General features: G+C 38.5%; 23 protein-coding genes. 13 read left to right on the top strand and 10 right to left on the bottom strand.

From position 1 onward, the window contains the following. Positions 1-9: 9 nt before the first annotated feature. The 4 genes from EJ103_RS08290 to EJ103_RS08275 all read left to right on the top strand — a co-directional run bounded on the left by EJ103_RS08290 (position 10) and on the right by EJ103_RS08275 (position 6408). On the top strand, positions 10-1173 hold the full coding sequence (locus tag EJ103_RS08290) for a hypothetical protein (protein ID WP_126007049.1): 1164 nt from the start codon (positions 10-12) through the stop codon (positions 1171-1173). Then, positions 1170-4001: a response regulator gene (locus tag EJ103_RS20145; RefSeq protein ID WP_164521618.1), complete on the top strand. Its 2832-nt coding sequence runs from the start codon at positions 1170-1172 to the stop codon at positions 3999-4001. Before EJ103_RS08290 ends, EJ103_RS20145 begins: the two co-directional genes overlap by 4 nt. A 338-nt stretch (positions 4002-4339) precedes the next feature. After that, positions 4340-5164 (top strand): alpha/beta hydrolase, encoded by an 825-nt coding sequence (locus EJ103_RS08280; RefSeq protein ID WP_126007047.1) that lies wholly within the window; start codon positions 4340-4342, stop codon positions 5162-5164. Positions 5165-5631: 467 nt separating this feature from the next. Then, complete coding sequence (locus EJ103_RS08275; protein WP_126007046.1) at positions 5632-6408, top strand: DNA/RNA non-specific endonuclease; 777 nt, start codon at positions 5632-5634, stop codon at positions 6406-6408. A gap of 876 nt (positions 6409-7284) precedes the next feature. Here the strand turns inward: EJ103_RS08275 and EJ103_RS08270 are convergent. From EJ103_RS08270 to EJ103_RS08245, 6 genes are all read right to left on the bottom strand, one after another. Beyond that, positions 7285-8244, bottom strand: a complete 960-nt coding sequence (locus EJ103_RS08270; protein WP_126007044.1) for a sugar-binding transcriptional regulator — start codon at positions 8242-8244, stop codon at positions 7285-7287. A 163-nt stretch (positions 8245-8407) separates the two neighbouring features. After that, a complete protein-coding gene (ugpC, locus tag EJ103_RS08265; protein WP_126007042.1) occupies positions 8408-9421 on the bottom strand; it encodes a sn-glycerol-3-phosphate ABC transporter ATP-binding protein UgpC in 1014 nt (337 codons plus the stop codon). A 10-nt stretch (positions 9422-9431) separates the two neighbouring features. Continuing rightward, positions 9432-10262 (bottom strand): carbohydrate ABC transporter permease, encoded by an 831-nt coding sequence (locus tag EJ103_RS08260; RefSeq protein ID WP_004586533.1) that lies wholly within the window; start codon positions 10260-10262, stop codon positions 9432-9434. Positions 10263-10264: 2 nt separating this feature from the next. Further along, positions 10265-11137 (bottom strand): sugar ABC transporter permease, encoded by an 873-nt coding sequence (locus EJ103_RS08255; protein WP_024033631.1) that lies wholly within the window; start codon positions 11135-11137, stop codon positions 10265-10267. 118 nt (positions 11138-11255) lie between these two features. After that, positions 11256-12560, bottom strand: coding sequence for a sugar ABC transporter substrate-binding protein (locus EJ103_RS08250; RefSeq protein ID WP_126007041.1), 1305 nt, complete (start codon positions 12558-12560; stop codon positions 11256-11258). Positions 12561-12698: 138 nt separating this feature from the next. After that, positions 12699-14021, bottom strand: a complete 1323-nt coding sequence (locus EJ103_RS08245; RefSeq protein WP_029772291.1) for a hypothetical protein — start codon at positions 14019-14021, stop codon at positions 12699-12701. Between the two features lie 466 nt (positions 14022-14487). Between EJ103_RS08245 and EJ103_RS08240 the strand changes: the two genes are divergently transcribed. Genes EJ103_RS08240 through EJ103_RS08220 form a run of 5 tightly spaced genes read left to right on the top strand, consistent with a single transcriptional unit; the run spans position 14488 to position 20071 of the window. Continuing rightward, positions 14488-14871, top strand: a complete 384-nt coding sequence (locus EJ103_RS08240) for a response regulator (protein ID WP_029772290.1) — start codon at positions 14488-14490, stop codon at positions 14869-14871. A gap of 12 nt (positions 14872-14883) precedes the next feature. After that, positions 14884-15789, top strand: a complete 906-nt coding sequence (locus EJ103_RS08235) for a MoxR family ATPase (RefSeq protein WP_029772289.1) — start codon at positions 14884-14886, stop codon at positions 15787-15789. Position 15790: 1 nt separating this feature from the next. Continuing rightward, on the top strand, positions 15791-16786 hold the full coding sequence (locus tag EJ103_RS08230; protein WP_241232303.1) for a DUF58 domain-containing protein: 996 nt from the start codon (positions 15791-15793) through the stop codon (positions 16784-16786). Beyond that, positions 16779-18740, top strand: a complete 1962-nt coding sequence (locus tag EJ103_RS08225) for a DUF3488 and transglutaminase-like domain-containing protein (protein ID WP_126007037.1) — start codon at positions 16779-16781, stop codon at positions 18738-18740. The genes EJ103_RS08230 and EJ103_RS08225 overlap by 8 nt, the downstream gene beginning before the upstream one ends. Before the next feature lie 8 nt (positions 18741-18748). Next, positions 18749-20071 (top strand): Na+/H+ antiporter family protein, encoded by a 1323-nt coding sequence (locus EJ103_RS08220; protein WP_126007035.1) that lies wholly within the window; start codon positions 18749-18751, stop codon positions 20069-20071. A gap of 209 nt (positions 20072-20280) precedes the next feature. Here EJ103_RS08220 and EJ103_RS08215 read toward each other — a convergent pair whose 3' ends face one another. The 3 genes from EJ103_RS08215 to EJ103_RS08205 are packed head-to-tail and all read right to left on the bottom strand — an operon-like array spanning position 20281 to position 22389. Further along, positions 20281-20715: an acyl-CoA thioesterase gene (locus tag EJ103_RS08215; RefSeq protein WP_024033640.1), complete on the bottom strand. Its 435-nt coding sequence runs from the start codon at positions 20713-20715 to the stop codon at positions 20281-20283. A gap of 5 nt (positions 20716-20720) precedes the next feature. After that, positions 20721-21539, bottom strand: a complete 819-nt coding sequence (locus EJ103_RS08210) for a M23 family metallopeptidase (protein WP_126007033.1) — start codon at positions 21537-21539, stop codon at positions 20721-20723. Beyond that, the gene (locus tag EJ103_RS08205) at positions 21532-22389 is read right to left on the bottom strand and encodes a 6-carboxytetrahydropterin synthase (protein WP_029772284.1); all 858 of its coding nucleotides are present in this window, start codon (positions 22387-22389) and stop codon (positions 21532-21534) included. The genes EJ103_RS08210 and EJ103_RS08205 overlap by 8 nt, the downstream gene beginning before the upstream one ends. Positions 22390-22593: 204 nt before the next feature. Here EJ103_RS08205 and fabA point away from each other — a divergent pair, with 204 nt between their 5' ends. After that, positions 22594-23109, top strand: a complete 516-nt coding sequence (fabA, locus tag EJ103_RS08200; RefSeq protein WP_004586523.1) for a bifunctional 3-hydroxydecanoyl-ACP dehydratase/trans-2-decenoyl-ACP isomerase — start codon at positions 22594-22596, stop codon at positions 23107-23109. 66 nt (positions 23110-23175) lie between these two features. Here the strand turns inward: fabA and rmf are convergent, their stop codons facing one another. Next, positions 23176-23346, bottom strand: coding sequence for a ribosome modulation factor (rmf, locus tag EJ103_RS08195; protein ID WP_004586522.1), 171 nt, complete (start codon positions 23344-23346; stop codon positions 23176-23178). Positions 23347-23954: 608 nt separating this feature from the next. Here rmf and EJ103_RS08190 point away from each other — a divergent pair. The 3 genes from EJ103_RS08190 to EJ103_RS08180 all read left to right on the top strand — a co-directional run bounded on the left by EJ103_RS08190 (position 23955) and on the right by EJ103_RS08180 (position 26117). Further along, on the top strand, positions 23955-24587 hold the full coding sequence (locus tag EJ103_RS08190; RefSeq protein WP_126007031.1) for a TetR/AcrR family transcriptional regulator: 633 nt from the start codon (positions 23955-23957) through the stop codon (positions 24585-24587). 50 nt (positions 24588-24637) lie between these two features. Continuing rightward, positions 24638-25627 (top strand): MDR family oxidoreductase, encoded by a 990-nt coding sequence (locus EJ103_RS08185; protein WP_126007029.1) that lies wholly within the window; start codon positions 24638-24640, stop codon positions 25625-25627. Between the two features lie 73 nt (positions 25628-25700). Next, positions 25701-26117 (top strand): VF530 family protein, encoded by a 417-nt coding sequence (locus EJ103_RS08180; RefSeq protein WP_004586518.1) that lies wholly within the window; start codon positions 25701-25703, stop codon positions 26115-26117. The last annotated feature ends 75 nt before the right edge of the window (positions 26118-26192 follow it).

The raw sequence follows: 26192 nt of genomic DNA, 5'->3' as shown, positions 1-26192 counted from the left end.
GAGCGCTCTATGAATAAACAATACCAACAGGGCTACATACTCACTATTGAGCTGATTTTAATTATTACCATTTTAATTATTGGCTCAATTGGTGGTGTTATTTTAGTGCGCGATGCACTTATTAAGCGCTATCACACAAAGGTAGATAACCAAATAACAGTTGTTGATGCTAATAACACCCCCTTAGGTATCGCCATTGGGTTTGATGAGCACCAAGCGCCTTTAATTTTTTACACAGACCGCCAAGCAAATGCAACATATCGCGCTTTAATTGGGATACGCGATGACAGGTTCACCTCACGAGAAGCCATTTATTACGATGCGCCTAATTGCCAAGGCAACCCGTGTATAAAAAGTTTAAGTGATGAGTTTTCAGATAGTTTAGGAGTTAGTAACACCGCTAATAGTGGCAATGTAAGTTATATCAATGCGCTACAGCAAGGCCCTAATTATGCCATTGGGCAATTAAGTAACTCCGTAATGGGGAAATTACTAAAAAGTACAGCATTAGCGTGCCCCGCAACAGGTGACGAAATTGTATCGCGCTATATGTCTCAAAAGGTAGTTACTGGTAACCCGTGCGAAAGCTTTGCAATTGCCAAACAGCAAGCCGATAGTAGTTGTTTGGTTGGTGTAACTGCGCTTGGGAATCCGTTACTAGGCATAGACAGTCAGCAATTATCGCAGTCGTGCAATAGTTGCCAAACAGGGTATGAGCCGCAAGGCGATATTCTTGATTTATATTTGCCACAAGTTGAAGTGTTATTAGGAACCGCGCTTGATGCACTTTCGCTCATAGGTGTAGCAAGCAGTGTAGATGTAGAGCTAGGCAGTATTTGCTGCCCACAAGGTACGCAACTAGAAGAAGATGAAAATATAGTAGAAACACTGGTTTTTACTATTTTAGAAACAACTTTTGAGCTGCTAGGTATCGATTTAATAAATAACGACATAATTATTCAAACGCTGGCCCTTATTGGCATAGAGCCTGGCGTAACGTACTGCGAGGCTTCGCTCAATTTAACCTCGGCAGAGCCGGTGTTAAATGCACAAGGCGAACCTGCTTTAAATAACTTACTTCCGCCATTTAGAGTAAAACTTCCATCACATACAAGTGCTAACAGCACGCGTTGGATTTCTACACCGCCGAAAGGTGAAGGAGTGCGCCCATGAACAGCTCATATGCAAATAATATAAATGAATTTAACAACACACAAATAGATGAAATAAAACAAGAAATAACCGAAACGCTGACCCTAATGAAGCAGTTTTATGATGTTTCTATTGTTAAATTCGTTGATTATAATGCCTTGTATACGCAACAAATTATTAGCTGCGATGACCCATACAAAGCCGACAGTGAATTAAATAGCTTGGCACAAACGTGCACACAAGAAAAACTCTACATAATTGAAGACACCTTATTTGACCCACTAACAAAAGGGCGCTGCCAACAGGTACGCTTTTACTCTCAATATCCCATTTATAATTTAGATAACAGCTTAATTGGCGTACTGATCATTGCCGATATTTCACCTAAAACACTTATTGGCTCTCAAAAAGAGCAATTTGTATCTTTTGCGCAATTACTGCAAACCCAGCTTAACAAACATTTTTCCCCAACTAAGACAATTAAACCGAGCGAGACAAAATCACTAAATCGATTTGTTCACTTATTTAGCTTAGCACCGGTGGCCTTTTTAATTGCGCTGGTTATTTGCTCGTTCTCGGCTTTGCTTATATATACGTTAGATAAAAAAGACAAAAAAAGTGCCTATGCCATACAAACTCAACAGTTAAGGCAAACGCTGTTTGATGCATTAGAGCGCTTTGACAACCAAGCACTTTACATTACTCAAAAAGATAAAATTGTCGCAGGCTTTTTAAAAAGCCAACAAAGTTATACTCAGCAACAATTAAGTGATTTAGTAAAAACACAGGTATCAAGCAGTTTAACGTATAAAGGTTTTGTTGTATTTGATAATGACTATAAACAACTTGCCATATGGTCTAAAAACAACTTTGATTTAGCAGCTTATGGCTTTACTAATTCGCTAAACGCATTTTCAATGCGCGCAAATAAACAATCAGTAGAGGTATTTACTGTTGCCGATACAGCGTTTTTAATTTCAGAAATAAACATGGGTAATAGCGCTATTTATACACTCACAGCCTTTGATTTAAGTAAGTTTTTAAATGCCATAATAGGTAAGCTAAATACGCAAAATTATAATTTATTTATATCAACCCCTCAGTTTATATTAGGAAGTAGGGGGGAGCTAAATGTTAAAGCTATCCCTAACAGCATAAGCGCAGCAAGTAGTCGTTTTCCTGCTACGTGGCGCTTGCATGTGCAACCCATCAAACCGATAACGCCTGCTAATGTATCTAGGTTCGACTTATTTAAACTGGCATTAATTAGCTTAGCTATATTTGCATTTGTTTATTACTTTTTACGTTTACCAAGGCGATTACATGACGAAATTAAACAAAAAAACACCCTTATACTTAATAGAGAATCGCTGTTTTCAAGCTCGCTTGATGCGCTGCCGCATGGCTTTGCCATTTTTAATAGTAACGAATTTCCGGTAATAACTAATCAGGCATTTAACGAATTGTTTTCTCATGTTATTCAAAACAATAAGCAATTAAGTTACAGCCAAATAATGAGTATATCTCAACAAAATAATATTATTACGCATTATCAAGAGCATAATAAATTAGCTAATGAACATAGCCAATTAATAGATATCGGCTTTAGCGATGGCCGCTGGATCACCGTTGTGCAAAGGTATACCGACTTTGGTGGCTTTGTTTGTTACTTTAGAGATGAAACACAAGCGCATCAAAAAGAGTTATTACTTGCCCAAGTAGTAGAAAAGTCTAAGCAAGCTAACCAGCTAAAAGATAAATTTGTAGCACGCTTAGCAATGCAATTAAAAGCACCACTTAGTTCACTGCAATCTATAGTAGAGCTTAATTATAAAAACAGTAAAGGCAATTTTAACAATGAGTTAGAAAATGCATGCACACAGTTAAGTTGTGTTGTGCAGCAGTTGGTTAATATAAATAAAACCGATACCGGTAAATTAAAGCTTAAAATGAGCGCTATTAATTTAGCTGACTTACTTAAAAATACGGCCGATATTCTTAATAAAGACTCTTATGATAAAAATATAATCATTAATAACAATATGCCCATAGATAAAGGCATAAGCAGTGATGAAAAACTGATTATGCAATTAATTATTCAGCTGGCTAGTGAGCTTATAGAAAGCACACATCAAGGCAAATTGTCGTTAAATTCTGAGCTGATTAACGAGCAAGGTAAACATTATTTGTCGCTGGATTTTTCTATAAATAATTTAGCAAATCAGGGGAATTTTTATAGTCAGTTACAAATGGTATGCAAACAACGGTCTTTTGAAAGCGATATTAATTTTGATGCTACATTAGAGCTGCGGTTTTTTATGTCAATTTTTAAAATGCTCGGCGGTAAAAATATTACTGTGCACGAACGCGGTAAAACAACATCTATTAATTTATCGTTATTAGTTAACACGGTAGAATTGTTACCCGTAAGTGCAAACAAGCAAGAGTCTATTACTGAAACTACAACGCATACAGAATTTAACAACACCAAATCGTTGCTATTAGTTGATGATGAACCGCTCGTAGAAATGGTTATTAAAGCCATGCTGAAAGATGAAAACGTAGCAATAGATTATGCAAGCAATGCAATAGAAGCTATGTTGATGGTGTCGCAAAATAATTACGATATTATTTTAATGGATATTGTTATGCCAGAACTCTCGGGCACAGACGCGATGCTTAAAATAAAAAAACATAACGCAGACAAGCAAACCAAAATTATTGCCCACACTTCAGATTCTGAAACAAATAGTAATGCTAAGTATGTTGAGCTTGGGTTTGACGACATGCTTGAAAAACCAGTAAAGCAGCAAGTATTAATTAATAAAATTAAGCATTTGCTAAGCTAGGCCAAATTAAACAATTTAAAACTGTAAAATACACAGGGCCTATTATTTTTAATAGGCCCAAACTGGCAGTAATTATTTCATGTAGCTGCTACTTTATTTCATAATTTTAAAAATGAAGGTTATTTTATAACTCTTTATATTTTACTCTTTTCGCTTAACTCAAAATAAACCCTACTTACTATTAATAGCCACAGACCGCGCTTTAAAGCCCTCTCAGGTTTTTGTAATTATAAAACATCAAAAAAAATTATTTAAAAAACAAGCTGGGATGATAATTGCTCATCACTATACATACACAGGTTTAGACTAAATTTAAAATATTGATGAGGATAGTAAGTATGAGTAAAACACAAACCATTACCGTTGAAGGCCACAAAATTGCGTATCAAGAAATGGGCGAGGGCACACCGCTACTATTATTACATGGTATTCCGACTAACAAATCGTTATGGCGAAATGTTATGCCAACACTGAGTGAGCAACATCGTGTTATTGCACCTGATTTACTCAATTACGGCGAATCGGATATGCCAAAAAATACCGATGTATCAATTAATGCCCAATGCAAAATAATCAGTCAATTTATGGATGAGCTAGGTATTGCTAAAGCAAACATTGCCTCTCATGATATAGGTGGCGGAATAGCACAACTCATGGCGGTAAATTACCCAGAAAAAGTAAACAGCTTAATATTAATTGATAGTGTTTGCTTTGATTCTTGGCCAATACCCGAGTTTGAACCTTTGCTTGAGCCTGGTGTAGAGCAAGAAACATCGGTTGATGAGTTTGTTGATACGCTAAATGAATTTATGCCAAAAGGTGTATACGATAAAAGCATAATGACCGACGAACTTAAAAAACAGTATTTAAAGCAATGGAGTAATGAGCAAGGTAAAGCAGCGTTATTTAATAATATGCGCCGACTTAATAAAGAGTACACACAAGCAATTGCCGGTGAGCTTAAAAGCTTAAAGCATGAAACCCTCATTTTATGGGGTGATGAAGATAACTTTCAAAAACCTAAATATGCACCTCAGTTAGCTCAAACCTTACCAAATGCAACACTAACTTGGATAGAAAAAGCAGGGCACTGGGTTATAGATGAAAAACCAGAACGAGTAACTTCGTTAATGGGTGAATTTTTGGCTGATAAAAAGTTTTAAAACACCTTAGTTTTAAAGGCCTAGTTAGCCACTTTGGATAACATGTATATAAAACCATGCCGTTTGAGCTGTATTAATTTTTATAGAATTAGTTACTCAAACGGCTTTTTTATTCATCTATTTTTTAGTATTAAACCATTTAAGTATAAACCGCTATTAATAGCTCAATATTCATACATTAAAATTGTGCGCATACGCTTTATATTAGGGTGATTACGCATGGGAAACTATAAATGAGCTAATTTAACATAATGCATATAGGTATATAAAAACCCCTTTATTCGCTAGGTCTACAAGTGACGTAACTACGTTTAATATAAGCTGAGGGTAACTGTACACTCGCGACTTTTATTAGTAATACCAAAAGGCTAAGACGATATTATTGTATTTATAAACAATTAGTTAGATACATATTGCTGTAATAATGTACTGCTAATTTTTACCCTCATTTAATTGAGGATAAAACAATGAAGACAATAATAAAGGCATCAATAGTACTTACAGGTTTCTGTTTTGCGCACAGTGCAAGTGCAGACAATTGTTTACAAGGTTGCCCAACAGGTTTAGATAATGGCAATACAATTGAGCGAAGTATTTATACTTTAAAAAATAATCGTTATACAAAGTTTGCAGATTGGGTGGCTTACCATGTTACAACTAGCACTATGAGTGGACCATCGAGAAGCAGAAGTTGGAAAGCCGATCCAGATTTATACTCACATTACACGTTAGAACCCGCTGATTATACCGATGCGTATGCAACAATAAATACCGATAGAGGCCATCAAGTTCCATTAGCATCTTTTAGTAATACGGCTGATTGGAAACTAACAAACTTACTTTCTAATATTACGCCGCAATCATCCGCATTAAATCAAGGCCCATGGGTTAGGCTTGAATCTGCAGTGCGAAATCACGTAGGAAATGGAAATGATTTATATGTAGTAACAGGTCCATTATACGAATATTATTTTGCAGAGTTACCACAAGCTAACGAAGCGCATACCATTCCAAGTGGCTATTTTAAAATTATTATGCAGCAAACTGGTAGCACAATTAAAGCATCGGCATTTATTATGGAGCAAACAGCAAGTCGCAGTGATAACTTTTGTAATACCGAAGTAAGTATTGATGAAGTTGAATCGCGCTCAGGTATAAATGTAATGCCAAACTTATCATATAACAGTGCACAAACAATTGAATCATCAGTGTATGGTTTAAGGTCTGAACTAGGTTGTAACTAAGTCATATTATTTTTGCGTGAGGCCTTAGGTTTTGAAGAACTTAAATCTAAGGCTTTAAATTAAACCTGATATGAGGTTCGATAAATGCTTGTAGCAGTAAGTTAGCTCTAAATAAAATGATAGAAACGACGATTACAAAATTTGAGCCTGTTTAAAAAAGGTAATTAATTTTTATAAAGGGAATATAGAGGCTGCTATATGAAATTTGTAATTGTTAGGCTTTATAAGATTGAAAGACTACATAAATATTAGCGAAAATATCGGTGTAAAATCTAGTGCGTAAGTTGTTGTTAAAAGTTACTGTACATAACAATTTGAACGGTTAACTGAAAGACCAACTTTAAAAGACTATTACAAAACACCAGAAATAGGGGTTTATACGTAAATAATAGAAGCTACTTAACTTTGATTATGTATTAATTTAACTTATTTAACATAATATAAATTATAGGTAGTTATCTATATTATAACAAGGAGTGCGTATTACACTCCTACTATGTCCAATACTAGACGGTATCGGACATTAAGGTTGTTTTTCAAGCTATACCAAGCCTTACTTTGCTATGTATTTTTAGTTTATTCCTGGTCATTACGTTTTATTATTAATTACACTTAAAACTTTACTAGCTATATTAGTTACAAAGAACTTTAAGCATTGGCTACTTTAAAATTTTAACCACATCAGTTTTTGTTTTGCTATTTTCATCAACGTTCTTTCATTGCGGCGCTATTTAAGACGTTTTATAAAAAGCCTAAATTTATTAAAACTTTATTGGTATTTTAAATGAGCCTGTTAGTTTTCCTTTTTGAAAAATAAAGGCTCATTCAGTCAGTTATTATCCGTAGATTTTAAAAAGCTACCTAAAACAACCTTAGCTAATCCATACTTAAAATACGCTCTGCTGTGTATTCGTTAGTAATTAAACCGCTGATCATATTCGATCTAACTGCACCAAGTATCGCAAGTACTTTATCTTCACCGGCGGCTATAGCGTAAATTTGTTTACTACCTTCAATTCTTAATGGCGTACTGGCAACACGTTGGTTTACAGTGCAGTCAATTAATTGGCCGCGTTTGTCGTAAACCCAGCTGATCATTTCGCCCACAGCCCCTAAACTTTGTAGCTCTTTTAGCTCTTGCTCATCAACAAAGCCATCAATATGCAATGGCGATTTTTCGCCTAGGCTACCTACACCCACAAACGTTACGTCGGCTTGGGTGGCCAATTTTAAGTTACTGGTAATATTATGTTGTGAATGCAATTGCTGTTTTTCTTCAACACTTCTTGGTAATACAGGAAGCGGCATTGGGTAATGCTTTGCATTTATATGCTCGGCCATTCTAACGACTACATCATAAGGTGAAGCCGACCCATCAAGTGCCATGTTACCTAGCATCGCCACTACTTTGTGTTGGCTACAATCTAGCGTTGGCAGTTCATCAACGCATGCACGTAATACGCGCCCAGTACCCATAGCTAAAATTTTCGGTGTTTCTGATTTTAAATGGCGTTGTATTTCAGCTGCACCGGCTTGCGCTAAACCCACTGTAGAGTTTGGATCTGAGCCATCGCTAGGCACTACTTCACAAGAGTCTAAGCCAAAACGGCTTTTAATTTTTTCTGCTAAATCCATACATTTAGCAATAGGATGATCGAGCCTTACTTTAATAAGCCCTTGGCTTACAGATAATGCCACCATACGTTGAGCCGATTGACGAGATACATTGAGTTTTTTGGCAATTTCGTCTTGTGTTTTACCCGCAACATAATAGAGCCACCCTGCTCTAGCTGCATCATCGAGCTTACGTATTTCTGTATTTGATAGCTTTGCCACATAAACCTCTTATTTTGATAAGCCGCTTAGTTTAGCGATAAATCATTTTATAATATTTGCAAATATATCATTCATTTATAAAATGCCGAAGTGTCACATTAATTTAATAGCCAATACTTTAGGTAAATTTGCTATTCCTAAAGTATTGGCTTAAAACGGCGGATTAAACTGTTGGGTTTTTAATCGTTAACCCATTTTTATCAAATCTATGTACCTTGTGCTCAGGCGCACTTAAATAAATTGTATCGCCATATTGTAGTGGGCAATCGCCATCTGCTTTTACCGTAACCGTACTGCCATCGTTAATAGTTACATGTAAAAAGCTTTCAGAACCTAAATGCTCGATTACGCCCACAGTACCTTGCCAAGTTCCTGACTCAGTTGAGATTTCAAAGTGCTCAGGACGCACACCCAAACTGTGCGTTTGTGCATGGCTATCGTTATCTACTTCAATAAAGTTCATTTTTGGTGAACCAATAAAGCCTGCAACAAATTTATTTACTGGGTGCTGATACAGCTCAAGTGGCGTTCCGACTTGCTCAATAATCCCCCCATTAAATACTGCAATTCTGTCTGCCATTGTCATCGCTTCAACTTGGTCATGTGTTACATAAATCATTGTTGTAGCTAAGCTTTTGTGTAGTTCAGAAATTTCTAAGCGCATATTTACACGTAGTGATGCATCTAAATTTGAAAGCGGTTCGTCAAACAAAAAAGCCGACGGTTGCCTAACAATTGCGCGCCCTATTGCTACACGTTGGCGTTGCCCGCCCGATAATTGCCCTGGTTTACGGTCTAGGTAATCAGTTAAATTAAGTATTTTAGCGGCATTTGCTATTTTACTTTCAATTTCAGCAGGGCTTACTTTTGCGCGTTTTAGTGGAAACGCAATGTTATTGCGTACACTCATGTGCGGGTACAAAGCGTACGACTGAAAGACCATAGCTAAACCACGTTTTGCCGGTGGCGTCTGTGTTGCATCTTGGTCATCAATCTCAATTGTGCCGCTGGTTGTGTCTTCCAATCCGGCAATCATACGTAGTAATGTTGATTTACCACAGCCCGATGGCCCTACAAATACAATAAATTCACCGTCTTTTATCTCTAAATCAAGCGGTTTAATTACGTTAACTTCATCAAAACTTTTGGTTACTTTTTTTAGTGTGATGCTGCCCATGTGTGTTCTCCTACTTTACTGCGCCAAAGCTTAAGCCGCGCACTAATTGTTTTTGACTAAACCAACCAAGAATTAATATTGGCACAATGGCCATGGCAGATGCTGCCGACAACTTGGCGTAAAATAACCCTTCAGGGCTTGAGTAACTGGCAATAAATGCCGTTAGTGGTGCGGCATTTGCAGCAGTTAAAATGAGTGTCCAAAATGCTTCGTTCCATGCCAAAATTACGTTTAACAGTAGTGTGGAGGCTATGCCAGGTAATGCGATTGGCAGTAATACATGAAATATTTCTTCGCCAATAGTTGCACCATCCATTCGTGACGCCTCTAAAATTTCACCCGGAATTTCTCTAAAGTAGGTGTATAACATCCATACCATAATCGGTAAGTTTATTAAGGTCATAACAATAACTAAGCCCAGTTTTGTATCTAATAAAGCAAAGTCTCTAAAGAGTAAATAAATAGGAATTAACACCCCTACCGGCGGGAGCATTTTTGTAGAAAGCATCCACATAAGTAGGTTTTTAGTTTTTTTCGTTTGCACAAACGCCATTGACCACGCGGCTGGTACGGCTATTAATAAGCCCAATAAACTTGAGCCTAGTGATATAACCACCGAGTTCCAAAAGTGATCAAAATACGGCGAGCGGGCTAACACATCTTGATAGTTTTCCAGTGTCCAATCAAAAGCAAATAACGCTGGTGTGGCTGATATTGCTTCTGCTTCGGTTTTAAAACTGGTGATTAATGTCCATAAAATTGGGAAAAATATCATCCCACTGATGGTCCATGCTGCCAGGGTATAAATTAGTTTTGATTTTTTATTTGCTGCACTAGCCATGATTAACCCTCTAAGTTTTTACCAATAAGGCGCATTAAAAATATGGCTACAATATTGGCAATAATTACTGCAACTATGCCCCCTGCTGAGCCCCCGCCTACATCAAATTGTAATAACGATTGGGTGTAAATTAAGTAAGTAATATTGGTTGATGCATACCCAGGCCCGCCACTGGTTGTCACTAAAATTTCTGCAAAAATAGACAGTAAAAATATAGTTTCAATTAAAATAACAGCGGTAACAGCGCGAGATAAATGCGGCAGCACGATGTAAAAAAACTTACTAAAAGGCCCTGCACCATCTAAATCGGCAGCTTCGAGTTGTTCGCGGTCAAGGGATTGAATTGCCGTGAGTAATATCAACGCTGCGAACGGTAACCACTGCCAAGAAACAATAATAATGATTGAAAACAAAGGCATTTGCGCAAAAAAGTCGATAGGTTCAAACCCGAGCCAAATTGCAAAGTGTGCAAATAATCCGTTTACAGGGTTCATAAACATGTTTTTCCACACCAAAGCCGATACGGTTGGCATAACAAAAAATGGGGCGAGAACCATAATACGAACATAGTTTCGCCCCCATATTGCTTGGTCGAGGAGAACAGCTAAACCGATACCACCACAAATTGTGATAGCTAATACACCCGTTACTAAATAAAGGGTATTAAAAAAGGATTCAACAAATGCGGGATCTGTTAAAAAAAACTCGTAGTTTAAAAAGCCTACAAATTCACGTTCACCAGGAATAAGTAAGTTGTAATCTACAAACGAGAAATAGAGTGTCATGCACAGCGGCACTATCATCCATCCTAGTAATAAAATTACACTAGGAAATAGCATTATGCGTGCAAGCGTACGAGACTGTGTAGTTGCCATATCAGTGACCTTCAAAAAGTCAGCATTAACCTTAGCAACAACGACAAACGGCTACTAGATAACATGCTAATGCTGACGAAAAATACGAGGTAAGCGTTAAACTTACCCGCCTACTTATTTATTTTGGGTAGCGCGCTTTACGCATTGTGCGCTCAACTAGGCGTTGTGAGGTGTTAAGTGCTTGCTCAACAGTCATTTGCCCAGTAAGTGCAGCGGAAAACTGCTGCCCAACAGCAGTACCAATTCCTTGAAATTCAGGAATAGCTACAAACTGAATGCCAACATAAGGCACGGGTTTAACAGTAGGGTTTTTCGGGTCGGCCGAATTAATAGAATCAAGCGTTATTTGTGCAAACGGTGCTGCATTCATGTATTGCTCGTTTTCATAAAGTGATGCGCGAGTACCCGGCGGTACTTTTGCCCAGCCTTTGTTATCGGCAACTAATCGGCTGTACTCTTTTGATGTAGCCCAGCTAATAAATTTCATTGCAGCATCAGATTTTTTACTACTAGAAGGAATTGCAAGTGTCCATGACCATAGCCAATTACCACGTTTACCTAGGCCATTATCTGGTGCAAGTGCAAAGCCTACTTTATCAGCGACTTCAGAATCTTTTTTATTGGTTACAAATGCGCCAGCAACCGTTGCATCAATCCAAATACCACATTTACCCGTTTGAAATAACGCTAGGTTTTCGTTAAACCCATTCGCTGACGAACCCGCAGGTCCAGACTCTTTCATAACATCTACATAATACTGGAGTGTGGCTTTCCACTCAGGGGTGTTAAATTGTGGTTTCCAATTTTCATCAAACCAGCGAGCGCCAAACGAATTTGCCATTGAAGTAATTAAAGCAACGTTTTCGCCCCAACCAGCTTTACCACGTAAGCAAAGGCCATAAACACCTTCATCTTTATTGGTCATCGCTTTTGCAGCTTTTTGAATAAAGCTCCACGTAGGCGCGTTTGGCATTTCTAGGCCGGCTTTTTCCATTAGGTCTGTACGGTACATAACCATAGAGCTTTCGCCATAAAATGGGGCCGCGTATAATTTGTTATCTATCGTTAAGCCACTGCGAATAGCCGGTAGTAAGTCATCAACGTCGTAATTTTCACCTAGGTTATCAAGCTCAGTTAGCCAGTTTTGTTTACCCCAAATTGGCACTTCATATGTGCCAATTGTCATTACATCGTATTGGCCGCCTTTTGTGGCAACATCAGTTGTTACACGTTGACGTAAAATATTTTCTTCTAGTGTTACCCATTTTAATGAAATATCTGGGTTTTGTTCTTCAAAATGATTGCTAAGCTCTTTCATGGTGATCATGTCACCATTATTAACAGTGGCAATGGTTATGGTTTCTTTAGCGGCTACGTTAATAGCCATAACTGAACACGCGAGCATTAATAATTTAGTTTTCATCGGGTTAACCCTCATAAATATGTTAAATGACGCTTAAAAAATAACTGTAAAGCGCCTTAGTAAATAAAGCGGTGAGTAATTTCAACGTATTACAGCGCTGAAATTACCTTTAAACCAAACAGTAAGTTAGTAAGCTATTTAAAATTTAACTGAGATTTCTGAGGTGAAACCGTCAAAACCACGACCAATTTGGCCGCCTGAGTTTGCGCCTTCTTCTTGGTTTACATACTCAACTTTTAAAAGTGTAGAATCTGTAAACCAGTAACCTGCGGCTACTTGTAAGCGCTCAACGGTGTTATCGTTTTGGCTGATTAAATCGGAAGTGTTTTCTGACTCTGCATAGCGCGCGGCTACGTAAAGTTTTTCAGGAATGATATATTGCTGTGCTTCAACGGCGTAATATTCTACTGAGCTTTCGCCTTTAATTACACTGTTAGAATCAAACGTAGTACCGTTTTCGTCTGCCACACCATCTGTACCAAAGTAGGTAATACCTGCCACTGCGTTACCTGCAGAGTCTGCAAAGGTGTAATCGTCAGACGATTTACCCAACATTAAAATGATGCTGGTTTGATCTGATGGCTGATACGCTAAATTTAATTGAATGATAGACTGATCAAGCCCTGGCATAACACCTACGTGAGTATCACGTTCGCTTGAAGGAGAAGCCGAAAAGTTATAGTTTTCGCCATCACCAAAACGGTAATTTGTTGTTGTGAGTCCATCTAAGCTCGCTACGCCATTTTCAAAACGAAGTTGGTCGCCTTGGTTTGCTTGTAAGTAATTTAAGCCAACTTTAAAGCCACCTTCAAACTCTAATGTACCTTGTAAGCGGTAATTAAAGCCTCTATCTTCCTGAAATGCTTCGCCAAAGCTTGATGTAGTAATATGACCCGCTACGTTATAAGAACGAAGCACACCACTATCAAAAGTTTCTGTGTAGCTTAATTGTGCACCGTTTTCTGCGGTTGCGTAGTCGTTAATGCCGTTACCAATTAAGGCATTACCTTGGTTATCAGCGCCGTCTTGAAAACCTTTAAACTGAAATGGAGACGCGCCAATATTACCTAAACGAAGCGTTAAATTTTCGTTTTCGTTTGGTGTCCCGTATAAGCCAAGTAAATCAAATTCAATACCTGCAAAGTCGTTATGGAACGAAAAATCACGGTCGCCGCCGCCAAAATCGTTTGGCTCTTCGGCTATATCAATGTCGGCAGTAATGTATTCATTTATATGAAACTTAAGCATTAAGTTAGCTCTAATACGCCCAAAACCTGATGATTGCTCTTCATCTCCAGGACGAAATGCACCGTCTTTAGCTTGAATAGACTGAAAGTTTTGCATTGCTAGAAAGTTAACGTCAAGGCGGTCAAAGTAATCTGACATTTCTGCTTGTGCTGGCGCCGCCAACGCTGCTGCTACTAAAGTTAGCGCAAATTTAGCTTTCTTATTATTTAACATAATGAACTCTCTATTTAGTGTGTTGTGTATTTTCAGTGTGCAGCTAAAGCGAATGAGCATTTTACTTTAATGTGTTTTTAAACTTCTTAATGGGCATTGGCTCAGCTAGTGAGCATAATCACAAATGAATAATGTAACGTCAACATCTTTTATTACAAAACATTTACATGAAATCGTACTTATAAAAATTTACATTTATAAACAAGGGTTTAATAGTTTTGAATTCCAAAATAAAATTGCCAGTTATGACTAAAGTCTTATTTAAAATGTTCTGTAGAGGGCTATTGAAGAGCGTTATTTAACATTTATTAACCAATTAAATGTTGTGGGCGTTTAATTAATACGGCAGGTTTAGGCGCGTAAAAGCGCTAATTGGTTGTTTTTTGATTTACTTTCTTGAGCTTATACAGTGCTTAGCATAAAATTAAATTACTTTAGATGTATTAAAAATAGAAGTAATTAACATATGGAATTTGTGCGCCCGCTTGAGCCTATACTTATTATTGATGACGTTAAGGAAATACGTGACTACCTAAACCAAATATTAACAGAGCTAGGCTTTGAAGATATTTTAGAAAGCAACGATTACCTTTCTGCAAAACCCCTTCTTGATAAAAAATCACCCAATGTCATATTTTTGGATGTGGACTTACCTGATTCTGAAAGCTCTGATATTCTAGAACATATTAATGATAGCTACCCTCACGCTCACGTTGTTATGTGCTCGGGTCATAACACCCTTGAAAACGTGCAAAATACATGGGAATTAGGCGCTAAAGGCTTTATAGAAAAACCTTTTAACGCTAAAAAAGTTAATTCTGTTATGAAGCGCCTCGAACTAAGCGAATAAAATAAGGTCAGTATGCAAAGCACTGTTACGGCAATTATCGACGATTTATCGAGTGTTATTTTTGGAAAAAAACAACAAATAAAACTAGCACTCACCTGCTTATTCAGTGAAGGACATTTACTGATAGAAGATTTACCCGGTATGGGCAAAACTACGCTCTCACATGCACTTGCTGCTGTGCTTGGGCTGTCGTATCAGCGTATACAATTTACAAGCGATCTTTTACCTGCCGATATTTTAGGAACCAATGTATTTAACGCTAATGAGCACACGTTTACATTTCATAAAGGACCGATTTTTAGCCAAGTTGTATTAGCAGATGAAATAAACCGCGCGGGCCCTAAAACGCAAAGTGCATTGCTTGAGGCGATGGAAGAACAACAAGTTACAGTAGATGGTACTAAGTACACGTTACCAAATCCATTTTTTGTAATTGCCACGCAAAATCCGCTTTATCAGTCGGGTACTTACCCACTTCCAGAATCGCAGTTAGATCGATTTTTAATGCGCATAAGTTTGGGTTTTCCTCCTAAAGAGGCTGAAAAACAACTTATTTTAAACATTAAACCGCGAGACTACAGCCAATTACCACAAAGAATAGACGCTAAGCAGCTACAACAAATTCAAACCTTGATTAACCAAATTGTGATAAGTAGCCCTGTAATCGATTACATTATTGAATTAGTAACGCATACTCGTCAAAGCGCAGCATTTGCAGGCTCGCTGTCTCCACGGGCAAGTATGGCGCTTGCCAAAGCGGCTAAGTCGTGGGCATTTATTGAAGGGCGAGAGTTTGTAACCCCTGACGATGTACAAGCAGTATTTGCAAGTGTGTGCCAACACCGCTTAGGACTGCATAACGAGTCGGGAGAAGCACAAGTAAATGAAATCTTAAAAACCGTTGCTGTGCCAGTTTAACGTGTTATTTAAAAAAAAAGCCCAAAAGGTCAGTATATTAGGCGCATTAAAAAAGCGCATACTTAATAAACTACTTAAAAACAAGCATTCAAAGCAATCCATAACGCTGGCTCATAACAATATTTATGTAGTGCCCTCGCAGCTCGGCTTTTACTTTATTATTGTGGCTATTTTAAATTTTGTTATGGGCATTAATTATCAAAATAACTTAATTTTGGTGATGGCTTATTTAATGTTTGTGGTGATGATTATTGCTGTGCTGCTTGGTTATACAAACGCCAAAGGGCTAAAAGTTGAATATATAAAAAGTTTTGCCAGCTTCTCACCAAATAAAGGCTCGGTTAAGTTTATTTTAAAAGCCCCTACACTTACGCAATCAGTATCGCTTAGCTACTCGAGTGACCCAGAATACGCAAAGCACTTAACGCAAGTTACATCCAAAGACAACGCTTTAATTATTAACCTACCTTATAATGCCCGCGGTAAATATACCCTTGAACGATTTAAAATACACAGTAATTACCCATTTGGGCTGGTAAGCGTGTGGAGTTATATACAACCCAATGACTCTGTTTACGTTTACCCTGCGCCGGAGCATGTACTAAACGACACTTACAACAGTACGTTTGAACACACAACGCAAACAGGCAGTATTAAAGAGCCCGGCAGCGAAGAGTTTGATGAGCTAGTTACGCATTTACCAGAAATGGGATTGCAGCGAATTTCATGGAAACATTACGCTAAATCGCAGCAGTTACTCGTAAAAGAATTTATAGATTATAAAAAGTCCGATATTGTTTTTGATTTTAACCTGCTAACGGGTAACACCGAGCAACGCTTGAGTCAGCTTTGCTTTTTAGTGTGTAATGCATGCGAAAACAACACGCCGTTTACACTAATTTTGCCCTCAGCAAGTTACAAAGCAACTAACGACACGCACGATAAATCACAGTGTTTAGCACTTCTGAGCGAATACGGCGGAGCAACTAATGACTGAGCTATTAAATTACCGGGCAATTAATTTAGCAATGAGCTTTATATACGCCTGCTTATTTGCGTTTTATTTATCGCATATGCCCATACTGTTTATTGGGGTTTTATCGCTTTTATGCCTTTGGAACGTGTACTTAACACTGACTAACAACCCTAAACCAAACGCGTGGCTTGCAAATATTTTGGCTGGATTAGCTTTAATATTAATGATTTACACCATAGGTATAGGCGATACAGTCATATTGTTTGTTGCTATGTTATTGCTCTCTAGTATTTTTAAATTACTGCAGGCTAAAACAAAAAAACATTACCATATTATTGTCACACTCACGTTTTTTTCTATTTCATCGGCGTATTTGTTTAACCAAAGCATAATAACCACCTTAACCATGAGCGCCCTATTTTTACTCAACTTTGCTGTATTGAGCTTAATTGAATCTTCTCATAGTTTAAAATTAGCCTCTAAACAAAGTGCTAAGCTGTTATTTATTGCTTTGCCTTTAGCAATATTTTTGCTGTTGTTTTTACCTAAAATGCCCGCTTTTTGGCAGTTACCTGGGCCAAAGCTTGCTAAAACAGGGCTCTCTGAACAGGTTGACCCGTTTGATATTGCAAAGCTGTCTAATTCTGATGAACTGGTTTTTAGAGCGCGTTTTGATAACAACACGCCCGCCTCGCCTTATTATTGGCGAGCACTTGTACACGATACTTTTGATGGTAAAGCGTGGAAAACATCTGATTTATTAAAATATAATAATCAAAGCGCTGATCCCAATAAACAAATTACGATACAACACACCTACACTATTATTGCCGAGCCTGCTAATCAAAAATGGTTATATGGGCTTGATTACGCAACCAGTAACAATAAAAATGTTGAAAGTAATGCGCTAGGGTTACTTCGAAAAAAACAATATCAAGCTAAAAGCTTGCAGTATCAGGTATCAAGTGCAGCACTGAGTACAGAGCAACTTTCAAATTGGCAAACCACTTATTACACACGCTTAAATAACCAAACAAACCAACAAGCATCCATGCTTGCTGCCAAACTTAAACAATCAACAACCTCGCAAAGTGACTTTTATAATGCATTGCTTAGCTACTTTGCTAAACAAGAATTTAGTTACACGTTAACCCCTGAGCCAATGACCGGTGACAGCACTATTGATCAATTTTTATTTGATAAAAAGCGCGGCTTTTGCGGCCATTACGCCAGTGCAGCAGCGTATATTTTTAGAAGCGCCGGTATTCCCGCACGCTTGGCCAGCGGTTATTTAGGTGGTGAAAAAAACCAAACAAATAATTATTTATCGGTTCGTCAATACGATGCCCACGCTTGGGTTGAAGTGTATATTAATAATCAGTGGCAAATTTTTGATGCCACTGCGGTGGTCGCCCCCGAGCGGTTAAATGGTTCACTTTCGCAAAACGAAGAACTCAATGATGAATTTAAAAGTAATCTCGATTTTGGCTTAGTGAGTTTAAGTAACTTTGCAGCCGTTAATTGGTTAAGGCTCAAACTAGAAACCCTTGATTACCAATGGACTAGCTGGGTACTTGGCTTTGACGAAGAAAAGCAAAGCAACTTTTTAAAATCACTTTTTGGTAGTAAACATCTTTGGCTGGTCCCTTTAGCGGTTATTTTAGGACTTGCTTTTAGCTTTGCTGCTTACTTTATTTATTTAAATTGGCCACGCAATAAAAGTAAACGCCCGCCGTTAGTTTCAGAATTTGAGGCAATTAAGCACTGGGCAGATAAAAACGACATAACGGCGCCTAGTCACTATTCACCTAATCAGCAGTTAATATACTTTGCTGAGCAAAGCCCTGATACTGCGGAACCTTTAACCCAATTTAGCTATTTATTTAACCAAGTGCGCTACGCTAAAAAACCTTTTACTAAAGAACGTAAAAATCAGGCTAAAGATCTGATAAAATTAATTAAATCTTCAAAATAGAGAATACTATGAATGCGGTTGTTATAGGCGTTATTTTAATGCTTGGGCTCTCCTTAGCCCGTGTAAATGTCATTGTAGCTATGATAATTAGTGCACTTGTAGCTGGTTTAACAGCGGGTTTAGGGATAAAAGAAAGTGTTGATGCATTTAATTCTGGCTTGTCGGCCGGCGCTGAAATTGCACTAAGTTACGCAATGTTAGGTGCCTTTGCAGTGGCTATTTCAAAATCGGGATTAACCCGTATCCTCGCCGAAAAGCTATTAAACAAAGTGAATGCACAAGGTGCAGGCAGCGAAACCTTTTTAAGCTATTTTATTTTATTAATTATATTAGGCTGCGCTATTTCATCTCAAAATTTAGTGCCTGTGCACATAGCCTTTATACCTATTTTAATCCCCCCTTTGCTCGTTGTGTTTAATCAACTACGTTTAGACCGCCGCGCCATTGCTTGTATATTAACGTTTGGTTTAGCTACCTCTTACATGGTATTGCCTTATGGATTTGGTGGCATTTACTTATACTCTATTTTGCATAAAAACTTAGTTGATAACGGCCTAGACATAGTTAACACCCAAGTACCTATGGCAATGATTATTCCTGCCTGCGGTATGTTGGTTGGGTTAATTATCGCGGTGTTTATAAGTTACGCAAAGCGCCGTGACTACCAAGCGCAACCGTTAACAACACAAAGCAAAGCTACCGACATTGAGAAGCCAAAAAAAGTAATGATAGTAGGTTTGTTTGCTGTGCTTTCATCCTTGGTTGCTCAAAACCTAAGTGGCTCTATGATATTAGGCGGCCTTGTTGGCGTAATGATATTTAGTGTATTTGGTGTTGTTAAGTGGGAAGAAAACGGTGACGTATTTAGTAAAGGCGTCGCCATGATGGCGATGATTGGCTTTATTATGATTTCGGCTCAAGGATTTGCCTCAGTAATGAAAGCAACCGGTGATGTAGCAAGTTTAGTTCACAGTGGCGCGGCGTTATTTGATGGCAATAAGCCCCTCGCTGCGGCCTCTATTTTATTGGTGGGATTATTGATAACAATGGGTATTGGTAGTTCGTTTTCTACAGTGCCAATTATAGCTACCTTATTTGTTCCATTATGTTTAGATTTAGGTTTCTCGGTTATGGCAACTGCCGCTTTAGTGGGTACTGCGGGTGCATTAGGTGATGCGGGCTCTCCTGCCTCTGACTCTACACTTGGGCCAACCTCGGGTTTAAATGCCGATGGTCAACATGACCATATACGAGATTCAGTGATCCCCACCTTTATACATTTTAATATTCCATTACTTATATTTGGTTGGATTGCTGCTATGGTGCTTTAACACCTCTGCACTTACAGTGTGTAAAATTCATTATTTTTAAGGCATGCATTCCATGCCTTTTTTATACCTCCCTATTTTGCTGATCTAATCTATATATTTTTATACCTGCTAAGATTGCTTTTACAACTAATTAGTATGATGTGTTCTTTTACTGTAATTAAATAAGCACCTAATAAAGGTGCTTATTTAAAGGCCGCTTGCCTTAATATTTACTTATCAAAACCGTAAATCATTTTATCGCATACCACCGGTGTCGGTCTGTGATCATCATCTACGGCTACAAAGGTAAAGCTGCCTGAAATAGCCGAGTGCTTATCATCTTTATGCATGGTTTCTAAACAAATATCCACATCCACTTTAAGTGATGTATTGCCCACATGCACAACTTTAGCAATTAGCTCAGCAAAAGTACCCGCTGGAATAGCCTCTTTAAAATCAACTCTATCAGATGAAATAGTCACTAACGGCTTTCGGCAAAAGCGAGTGGCGGCAATAAAAGCAACCTCGTCCATCCATGCTAACGCATCGCCACCAAACAATGTGTTGTGATGATTAGTGCGCCCAGGAAACACCGTTTTAGTGACCGAGGTCGTTGAGTCTTCAATACGCTTTGCAATAATTGCATCGCGGTTAATGTCTGTCATAGTATCTACTTTTTATTAGCAAGCTTATCTTGCATCAATAATGCTGGGTCTAGGCGCTCGCCTTCCCAGTTAAAACGCCAATCAAGGTGTGGGCCTGTTACACGCCCTGTCGCACCTATTTCGGCAACTTTGTCGCCTTGGCTTATTGTATCGCCTACTTTTACATCTAATTTGCTTAAATGAATATATGTAGAGGTAACGCCATGGCCGTGGTCAATAATAAGCGTACCGCCCGAGTAGTATAAATCGGGATCAGCAAACACCACGGTGCCACTAATCGGTGCATAAACAGGCGAGCCGGTTTTATTTGCAATATCTAAACCAAAATGTGGGCGTCTCGGTTCGCCGTTAAAATAACGTTGGCTACCATAAACACCCGATATACGCCCTTGTGCAGGCTTTAATACCGGGTCTAAAAAGTACTGTAAATCAGAGTTAACCGCGCGCGCTTTACGTATTGCTTGCGCCTCACGGCTAATACGTGCGCTTACTTCTTTAGGAGGCGACACATACTTTTTAGCCACACCGGTAATTTTATCAATTTTATAATCACGTTTAGTGATCATTAAATCTTGCGTGTGTGTTTTACCGTTATTATCTACCCACGTAAGGGCGTGTTTTACTTTCGCGTCGCGACCAAAGCCAAACACAAAATCGCCAGAGTCTGATAACTTTAATGTTTTACCATCTAGCGATACCGACTTTACATTTTCAAGCTTGCCTGTCACTAAGCCGCCCTGGGTTAGGTGCCCTTTTAGCTCAAGCGCTAATGCACTAAAGCTAGTTGTGGTAACAAGCGCTGTGGCTAAAAGAGTTTTAAGCATAACTAATCGATCCCTTTCCTACGCCTTCATAGGCGGTAATTTTTACGTCTTTGTCTGGGTATTCTGCCTTAACTTGCTCAGCAAGGTGTTGAGCAATACATTCTACCGTTGTATCAACAGGTAAAATGTCACAGCGTGACTCGCTAATCGCCATTTCAAAGTAACCTTGTGCAGCGGTGTAAGCAAAACACACATCATCGTTTTTAGCGCTTATGTGTTTTAATTCGCTTGCTGTGATTTGGTCTTCACGCGTGGCTAAGTAAATATCTTGCCATTTTTCTGCCCATTGCTTTTGTAAGCGTGGCATAGACATACCATCTAAACTAATACCAATTTGCGAGCGATGGCCATGAATAATACGCTGACAGTTACCATCGTGCTTTTTAAGGCCATGGCTGTAATGGTAATAAAAACTTTGGCTGTGCTCTGGTTTAAGCGACAACTCAATTTTTTCAATGTTTCCTGGCAGTTTTGGTAAAATAGTGTCTATTAAAAATTCAGTCACTGATTCAACGCTAATTTCTGGCGCGTCTATCATGCAATAAGCTTGATGCGGAGCACTCATGGCTAAATGGTGGTTATCACCAAATGTGCAATCAAGCGTTTTGTGCGAATCAAATTCTTGTACTGTGCCATTTAAACCTTTAGCAATTGCTAGTTTGTGGTCTAAACAGTCGTCAATTATGCCTTTAATTTGCTTTTTAACTAAGCCAAAGTCTAACACCATAGACTCTTCATTTAGCTTGCCATGCAACGTTAAGTCAACAATCCAGCTCTCGCCAACGGCGCCGCGTTTGTTACATAAGTAAGAAAAATCAATCACTGTTAGTGAGTTAACAAAAAGGATCATAAACTTCCTTTAAACTGGTTATAAGTCAGGGGTAATTATAATGATTTCTGATTGTAATTGCGCGGTTTTATAGTGCAAAAAGCAATCGCCACTACTGATTGGCGATAAATCACGCAAAAAAGTGTTTTTTTCAACTGCTCCGAGTTGTTTAGCGTACAAGTGTACGCTAAAGTACTTGGCAATTTCTAAGCGAAGATAAGTGTTATGGAACCTAAAAATAGCTATACAAAAGAAGATTTGATCCTATGTGGTCAAGGTGAAATGTTTGGTGAAGGTAACTGCCGTTTACCAAGCGACAACATGTTAATGATGGACCGTATTACTTCAATCACTGCTGATGGCGGCGAGCACGGTAAAGGCCAAATTGTAGCTGAGCTTGATATTGACCCAAGCCTATGGTTTTTCGATTGCCATTTTAAAGGCGACCCAGTTATGCCAGGTTGTTTAGGGCTAGATGCTATGTGGCAACTCGTTGGCTTTTTCTTAGGCTGGTCTGGTGGGCCTGGTTTAGGCCGTGCTTTAGGTGTGGGTGAAGTTAAATTTACCGGTCAAATTTTACCTACCGCTAAAAAAGTAACGTACCGCCTTGATATGAAACGTGTAATTAAGCGTAAACTATTTATGGGTATGGCTGATGGCACAGTTGAAGTAGATGGCCGCGTAATTTACGAAGCAAAAGATTTAAAAGTGGGCTTATTTCAAGATACAAGCGCATTCTAAAGTTAGTAATGTATGCAAAAAGGCCTCCAGTTGGAGGCCTTTTTACTTTAATTCTTATCTGATGAATTAGGTTTTATACATGTTTCGGTTTTCAATTGCTTCACGCCAACCGCCTAACCATTCGGACTTAGGATCGATTTGCTGATAAGGGCATAGCTCTTTTGAGCGCCCGGCTAAACCTGCTTTAAAACCTTGAGAATGAGCTCTTTCTAAACGATCTCTTTTTTGTCTCTTCATCGGTAATATCCTCACCTTTTTTAATTATAAATTTTGTAGCATTAGTGAAATCTACATTTAATGAATAGTTAATAAAAATGTTAAATTCAAAAAGCAAAATTAATTAATTCGTTTGACATTAAGTAACATGCTGATGCAAAAATAATTTAACATTAATAAAAACACAGTGGTCGTACCACTTCATTTCTTACTGCTTCTTTAATTTACAATACGGCTATCTAACCGCTTAAATGCACTTATGTGCTAAGGCGTGTTCTACTTTGCTGATTTAAATATCTCCATTGAAGCACTTAAATAACTATTTAATGAAAGCACCTAATGGGCAGCATATAGTTGGTATTTATGGTGCATTCTCGCCTTGTCTAAATGCCAAACACCACTGCAAATTTAACCAGCAAAAATCAACACGACCTATTTATCCGACACACCTTTTTTGGCTAAGTTCCAAACAAAAATGTAATCATGACGATTTTATTGCAATTTGCCCTTTTGTTTAAAAAACAACTTTAACGATTTATTTTTAAACAATTGGTATTTATGCTTGATTAATTAAAGTCGATCGGTCTAATATGGGTTAACTTTAAAAAGGCTATTAGGGGTTACTTATAATGAACACTGCTCAGGCACCTGCACGGCGCGGAAGACCCCCTAAAATACCTCGCGAAAACGCCGATACCAAAGCGCACCTTATTAGGGTTGGCCTAGAAACCTTAACTGAATTTGGTTTTAGCGCAACTGGCCTTGATACCATTTTAAAAAAAGCCGGCGTGCCTAAAGGCTCGTTTTATCATTACTTTAAAAGTAAAGAAGCGTTTGGTATTGCGTTAGTAAATGCCTACGATGACTACTTTATTACTAAGCTCAAAAAATATTTAACCGATAGCACTACCCCGCCCCTCGAGCGCTTAATTCACTTTACGCAAAGTGCCATTATGGGCATGCAAAAATACCAGTACAAACGCGGTTGTTTGGTCGGCAATTTAAATCAAGAGCTAAATCATTTAAGTGATGAATTTAAAATCCGCCTACTACAAAGCTACGTAGCATGGCAGCAGCAAGTGGAGCAGTGTTTAAATGAAGCACAGCAACAAGGCACGATTGCTAAAACTGTTGATACGCAGCTTATGAGTGAATATTTTTGGATTGGCTGGGAAGGCGCCGTTATGCGAGCTAAACTTACCCAATCAAGTAAACCCCTTACGTTGTATACAGAAATGTTTTTACGCGCATTACTTACCTAGTGCGCATTTTATTTAGCCATTAAAAACCGATCGGTCTAAAAGGATATGTTATGAGTAACTCAGTTAAAGCTATTGTAATTACGAAAGACGAAAACTACGCTGCGGCGCTTAGTGAAGTGCAGCAAAGTGACCTACCAGATCAAAACGTGCAACTTGATGTACTTTACAGCACGCTCAATTACAAAGATGGGCTAGCCATTACTGGTAAAGGCCCTGTTGTGCGCAGTTTTCCTATGGTGCCAGGCATCGATTTAGTGGGCAAAGTAAGTGAAACAAGTACGGATGAATTTACTGTTGGCGATAATGTAATTTTAAATGGCTTTGGTGTGGGCGAAAAACACTGGGGGGGCCTTGCACAAAAGGCATCGCTTAATAGTGATTGGTTAATCCCCCTCCCTGCAGCGCTTTCGCCAAAACAAGCAATGCAAATTGGCACCGCGGGCTACACTGCAATGCTAAGTGTTATTGCCCTTGAAAAACAAGGCATCACTCCAAGTGATGGCGAAATATTAGTGACCGGTGCAAACGGCGGTGTTGGCAGCTTTGCCATTTATTTATTAAATCAGCTGGGCTATAACGTAACCGCTGCAACAGGTAGAATGGAGCAAAGCGATTACTTAAAAGAGCTAGGTGCGTCACAAATTATTAGCCGAGATGAGCTTTCAAACCCAGGTAAGCCACTTCAAAAAGAGCGCTTTGCAGGTGCTGTAGATTCGGTAGGCAGCCACACGCTTGCTAATATTTGTGCATCGCTTAAATACGGTGGTGTGGTTACTGCGTGTGGTTTAGCCCAAGGCATGGATTTACCCGCATCAGTAGCGCCCTTTATTTTACGTGGTGTATCTTTAATTGGTATAGACAGCGTTATGCGCCCTAAAAAAGACAGAGTAGAAGCATGGGACAGACTAGCAAGCTTAGTAAAATCCGATTACCTTGATAAAATATCAACCGAAATTACACTTGAACAAGTAATCGAAAATGCCGAGCAACTTATGGAAGGTAAAATTCGCGGCCGCGTAGTTGTTAATTGCCAAAGTTAAGCAATTTTATCTATTAAAGCCTCGTTATTAAATTTATAATGGCATTTGTATTTTTATTAATGAGGCAACACCTATGAGCAACCAAGATCTTTACAGTAATAACCCACTGCAAGGCGTAAAATTAGAGCAAGTGGTTGAAGAACTGGTTGAGCAATATGGGTGGGAGCTACTACACGCTTATTTGCAATTAAACTGTTTTAAAAACAATCCTGATGTAAAATCGGCGGTTAAGTTTTTACGTAAAACACAATGGGCACAAGAAAAAGTAGATAACTTTTACCTATACCGCCTTAAAAACTTACCTAAGCCCGACGATGTGCAATACGAGTTACCACCACGAGATAGAGTTATTCCTGCGGATCATAAACCGGGGGAGCCGTGCGAATTAAGTTTTAGTGATGCAAAGCGAATTATGGAAAAAAAGGCCACTAAACAACGCGCAAGGGCACGAAAACAACGCTCAAATGCAACTAACCCGTGGGGTAACTAAGTTAACCTCAACTCTGGATAATAAATCTATCTCTAGCAGCTATTTTCAGCGCTAACAGCGTTGAATTTACTTGCA

It is taken from the genome of Pseudoalteromonas sp. Xi13 (genome assembly GCF_003952205.1).
Taxonomy (GTDB): Bacteria; Pseudomonadota; Gammaproteobacteria; order Enterobacterales; family Alteromonadaceae; genus Pseudoalteromonas; species Pseudoalteromonas atlantica.
The sequence above is the reverse complement of the archived record's forward strand: the minus strand, read 5'-3'. Positions and strand labels throughout refer to the sequence as shown.

Coding starts and splice junctions, on each gene's coding strand:
- rmf (WP_004586522.1), bottom strand. CDS start 23,346: ATGAAGAGACAAAAAAGAGATCGTTTAGAAAGAGCTCATTCTCAAGGT.
- EJ103_RS08190 (WP_126007031.1), top strand. CDS start 23,955: ATGAACACTGCTCAGGCACCTGCACGGCGCGGAAGACCCCCTAAAATA.
- ugpC (WP_126007042.1), bottom strand. CDS start 9,421: ATGGGCAGCATCACACTAAAAAAAGTAACCAAAAGTTTTGATGAAGTT.
- EJ103_RS08275 (WP_126007046.1), top strand. CDS start 5,632: ATGAAGACAATAATAAAGGCATCAATAGTACTTACAGGTTTCTGTTTT.
- EJ103_RS08220 (WP_126007035.1), top strand. CDS start 18,749: ATGAATGCGGTTGTTATAGGCGTTATTTTAATGCTTGGGCTCTCCTTA.
- EJ103_RS08255 (WP_024033631.1), bottom strand. CDS start 11,137: ATGGCAACTACACAGTCTCGTACGCTTGCACGCATAATGCTATTTCCT.
- EJ103_RS08205 (WP_029772284.1), bottom strand. CDS start 22,389: ATGATCCTTTTTGTTAACTCACTAACAGTGATTGATTTTTCTTACTTA.
- EJ103_RS08250 (WP_126007041.1), bottom strand. CDS start 12,560: ATGAAAACTAAATTATTAATGCTCGCGTGTTCAGTTATGGCTATTAAC.
- EJ103_RS08290 (WP_126007049.1), top strand. CDS start 10: ATGAATAAACAATACCAACAGGGCTACATACTCACTATTGAGCTGATT.
- EJ103_RS08210 (WP_126007033.1), bottom strand. CDS start 21,539: ATGCTTAAAACTCTTTTAGCCACAGCGCTTGTTACCACAACTAGCTTT.
- fabA (WP_004586523.1), top strand. CDS start 22,594: ATGGAACCTAAAAATAGCTATACAAAAGAAGATTTGATCCTATGTGGT.
- EJ103_RS08180 (WP_004586518.1), top strand. CDS start 25,701: ATGAGCAACCAAGATCTTTACAGTAATAACCCACTGCAAGGCGTAAAA.
- EJ103_RS08280 (WP_126007047.1), top strand. CDS start 4,340: ATGAGTAAAACACAAACCATTACCGTTGAAGGCCACAAAATTGCGTAT.
- EJ103_RS08245 (WP_029772291.1), bottom strand. CDS start 14,021: ATGTTAAATAATAAGAAAGCTAAATTTGCGCTAACTTTAGTAGCAGCA.
- EJ103_RS20145 (WP_164521618.1), top strand. CDS start 1,170: ATGAACAGCTCATATGCAAATAATATAAATGAATTTAACAACACACAA.
- EJ103_RS08235 (WP_029772289.1), top strand. CDS start 14,884: ATGCAAAGCACTGTTACGGCAATTATCGACGATTTATCGAGTGTTATT.
- EJ103_RS08185 (WP_126007029.1), top strand. CDS start 24,638: ATGAGTAACTCAGTTAAAGCTATTGTAATTACGAAAGACGAAAACTAC.
- EJ103_RS08215 (WP_024033640.1), bottom strand. CDS start 20,715: ATGACAGACATTAACCGCGATGCAATTATTGCAAAGCGTATTGAAGAC.
- EJ103_RS08240 (WP_029772290.1), top strand. CDS start 14,488: ATGGAATTTGTGCGCCCGCTTGAGCCTATACTTATTATTGATGACGTT.
- EJ103_RS08260 (WP_004586533.1), bottom strand. CDS start 10,262: ATGGCTAGTGCAGCAAATAAAAAATCAAAACTAATTTATACCCTGGCA.
- EJ103_RS08225 (WP_126007037.1), top strand. CDS start 16,779: ATGACTGAGCTATTAAATTACCGGGCAATTAATTTAGCAATGAGCTTT.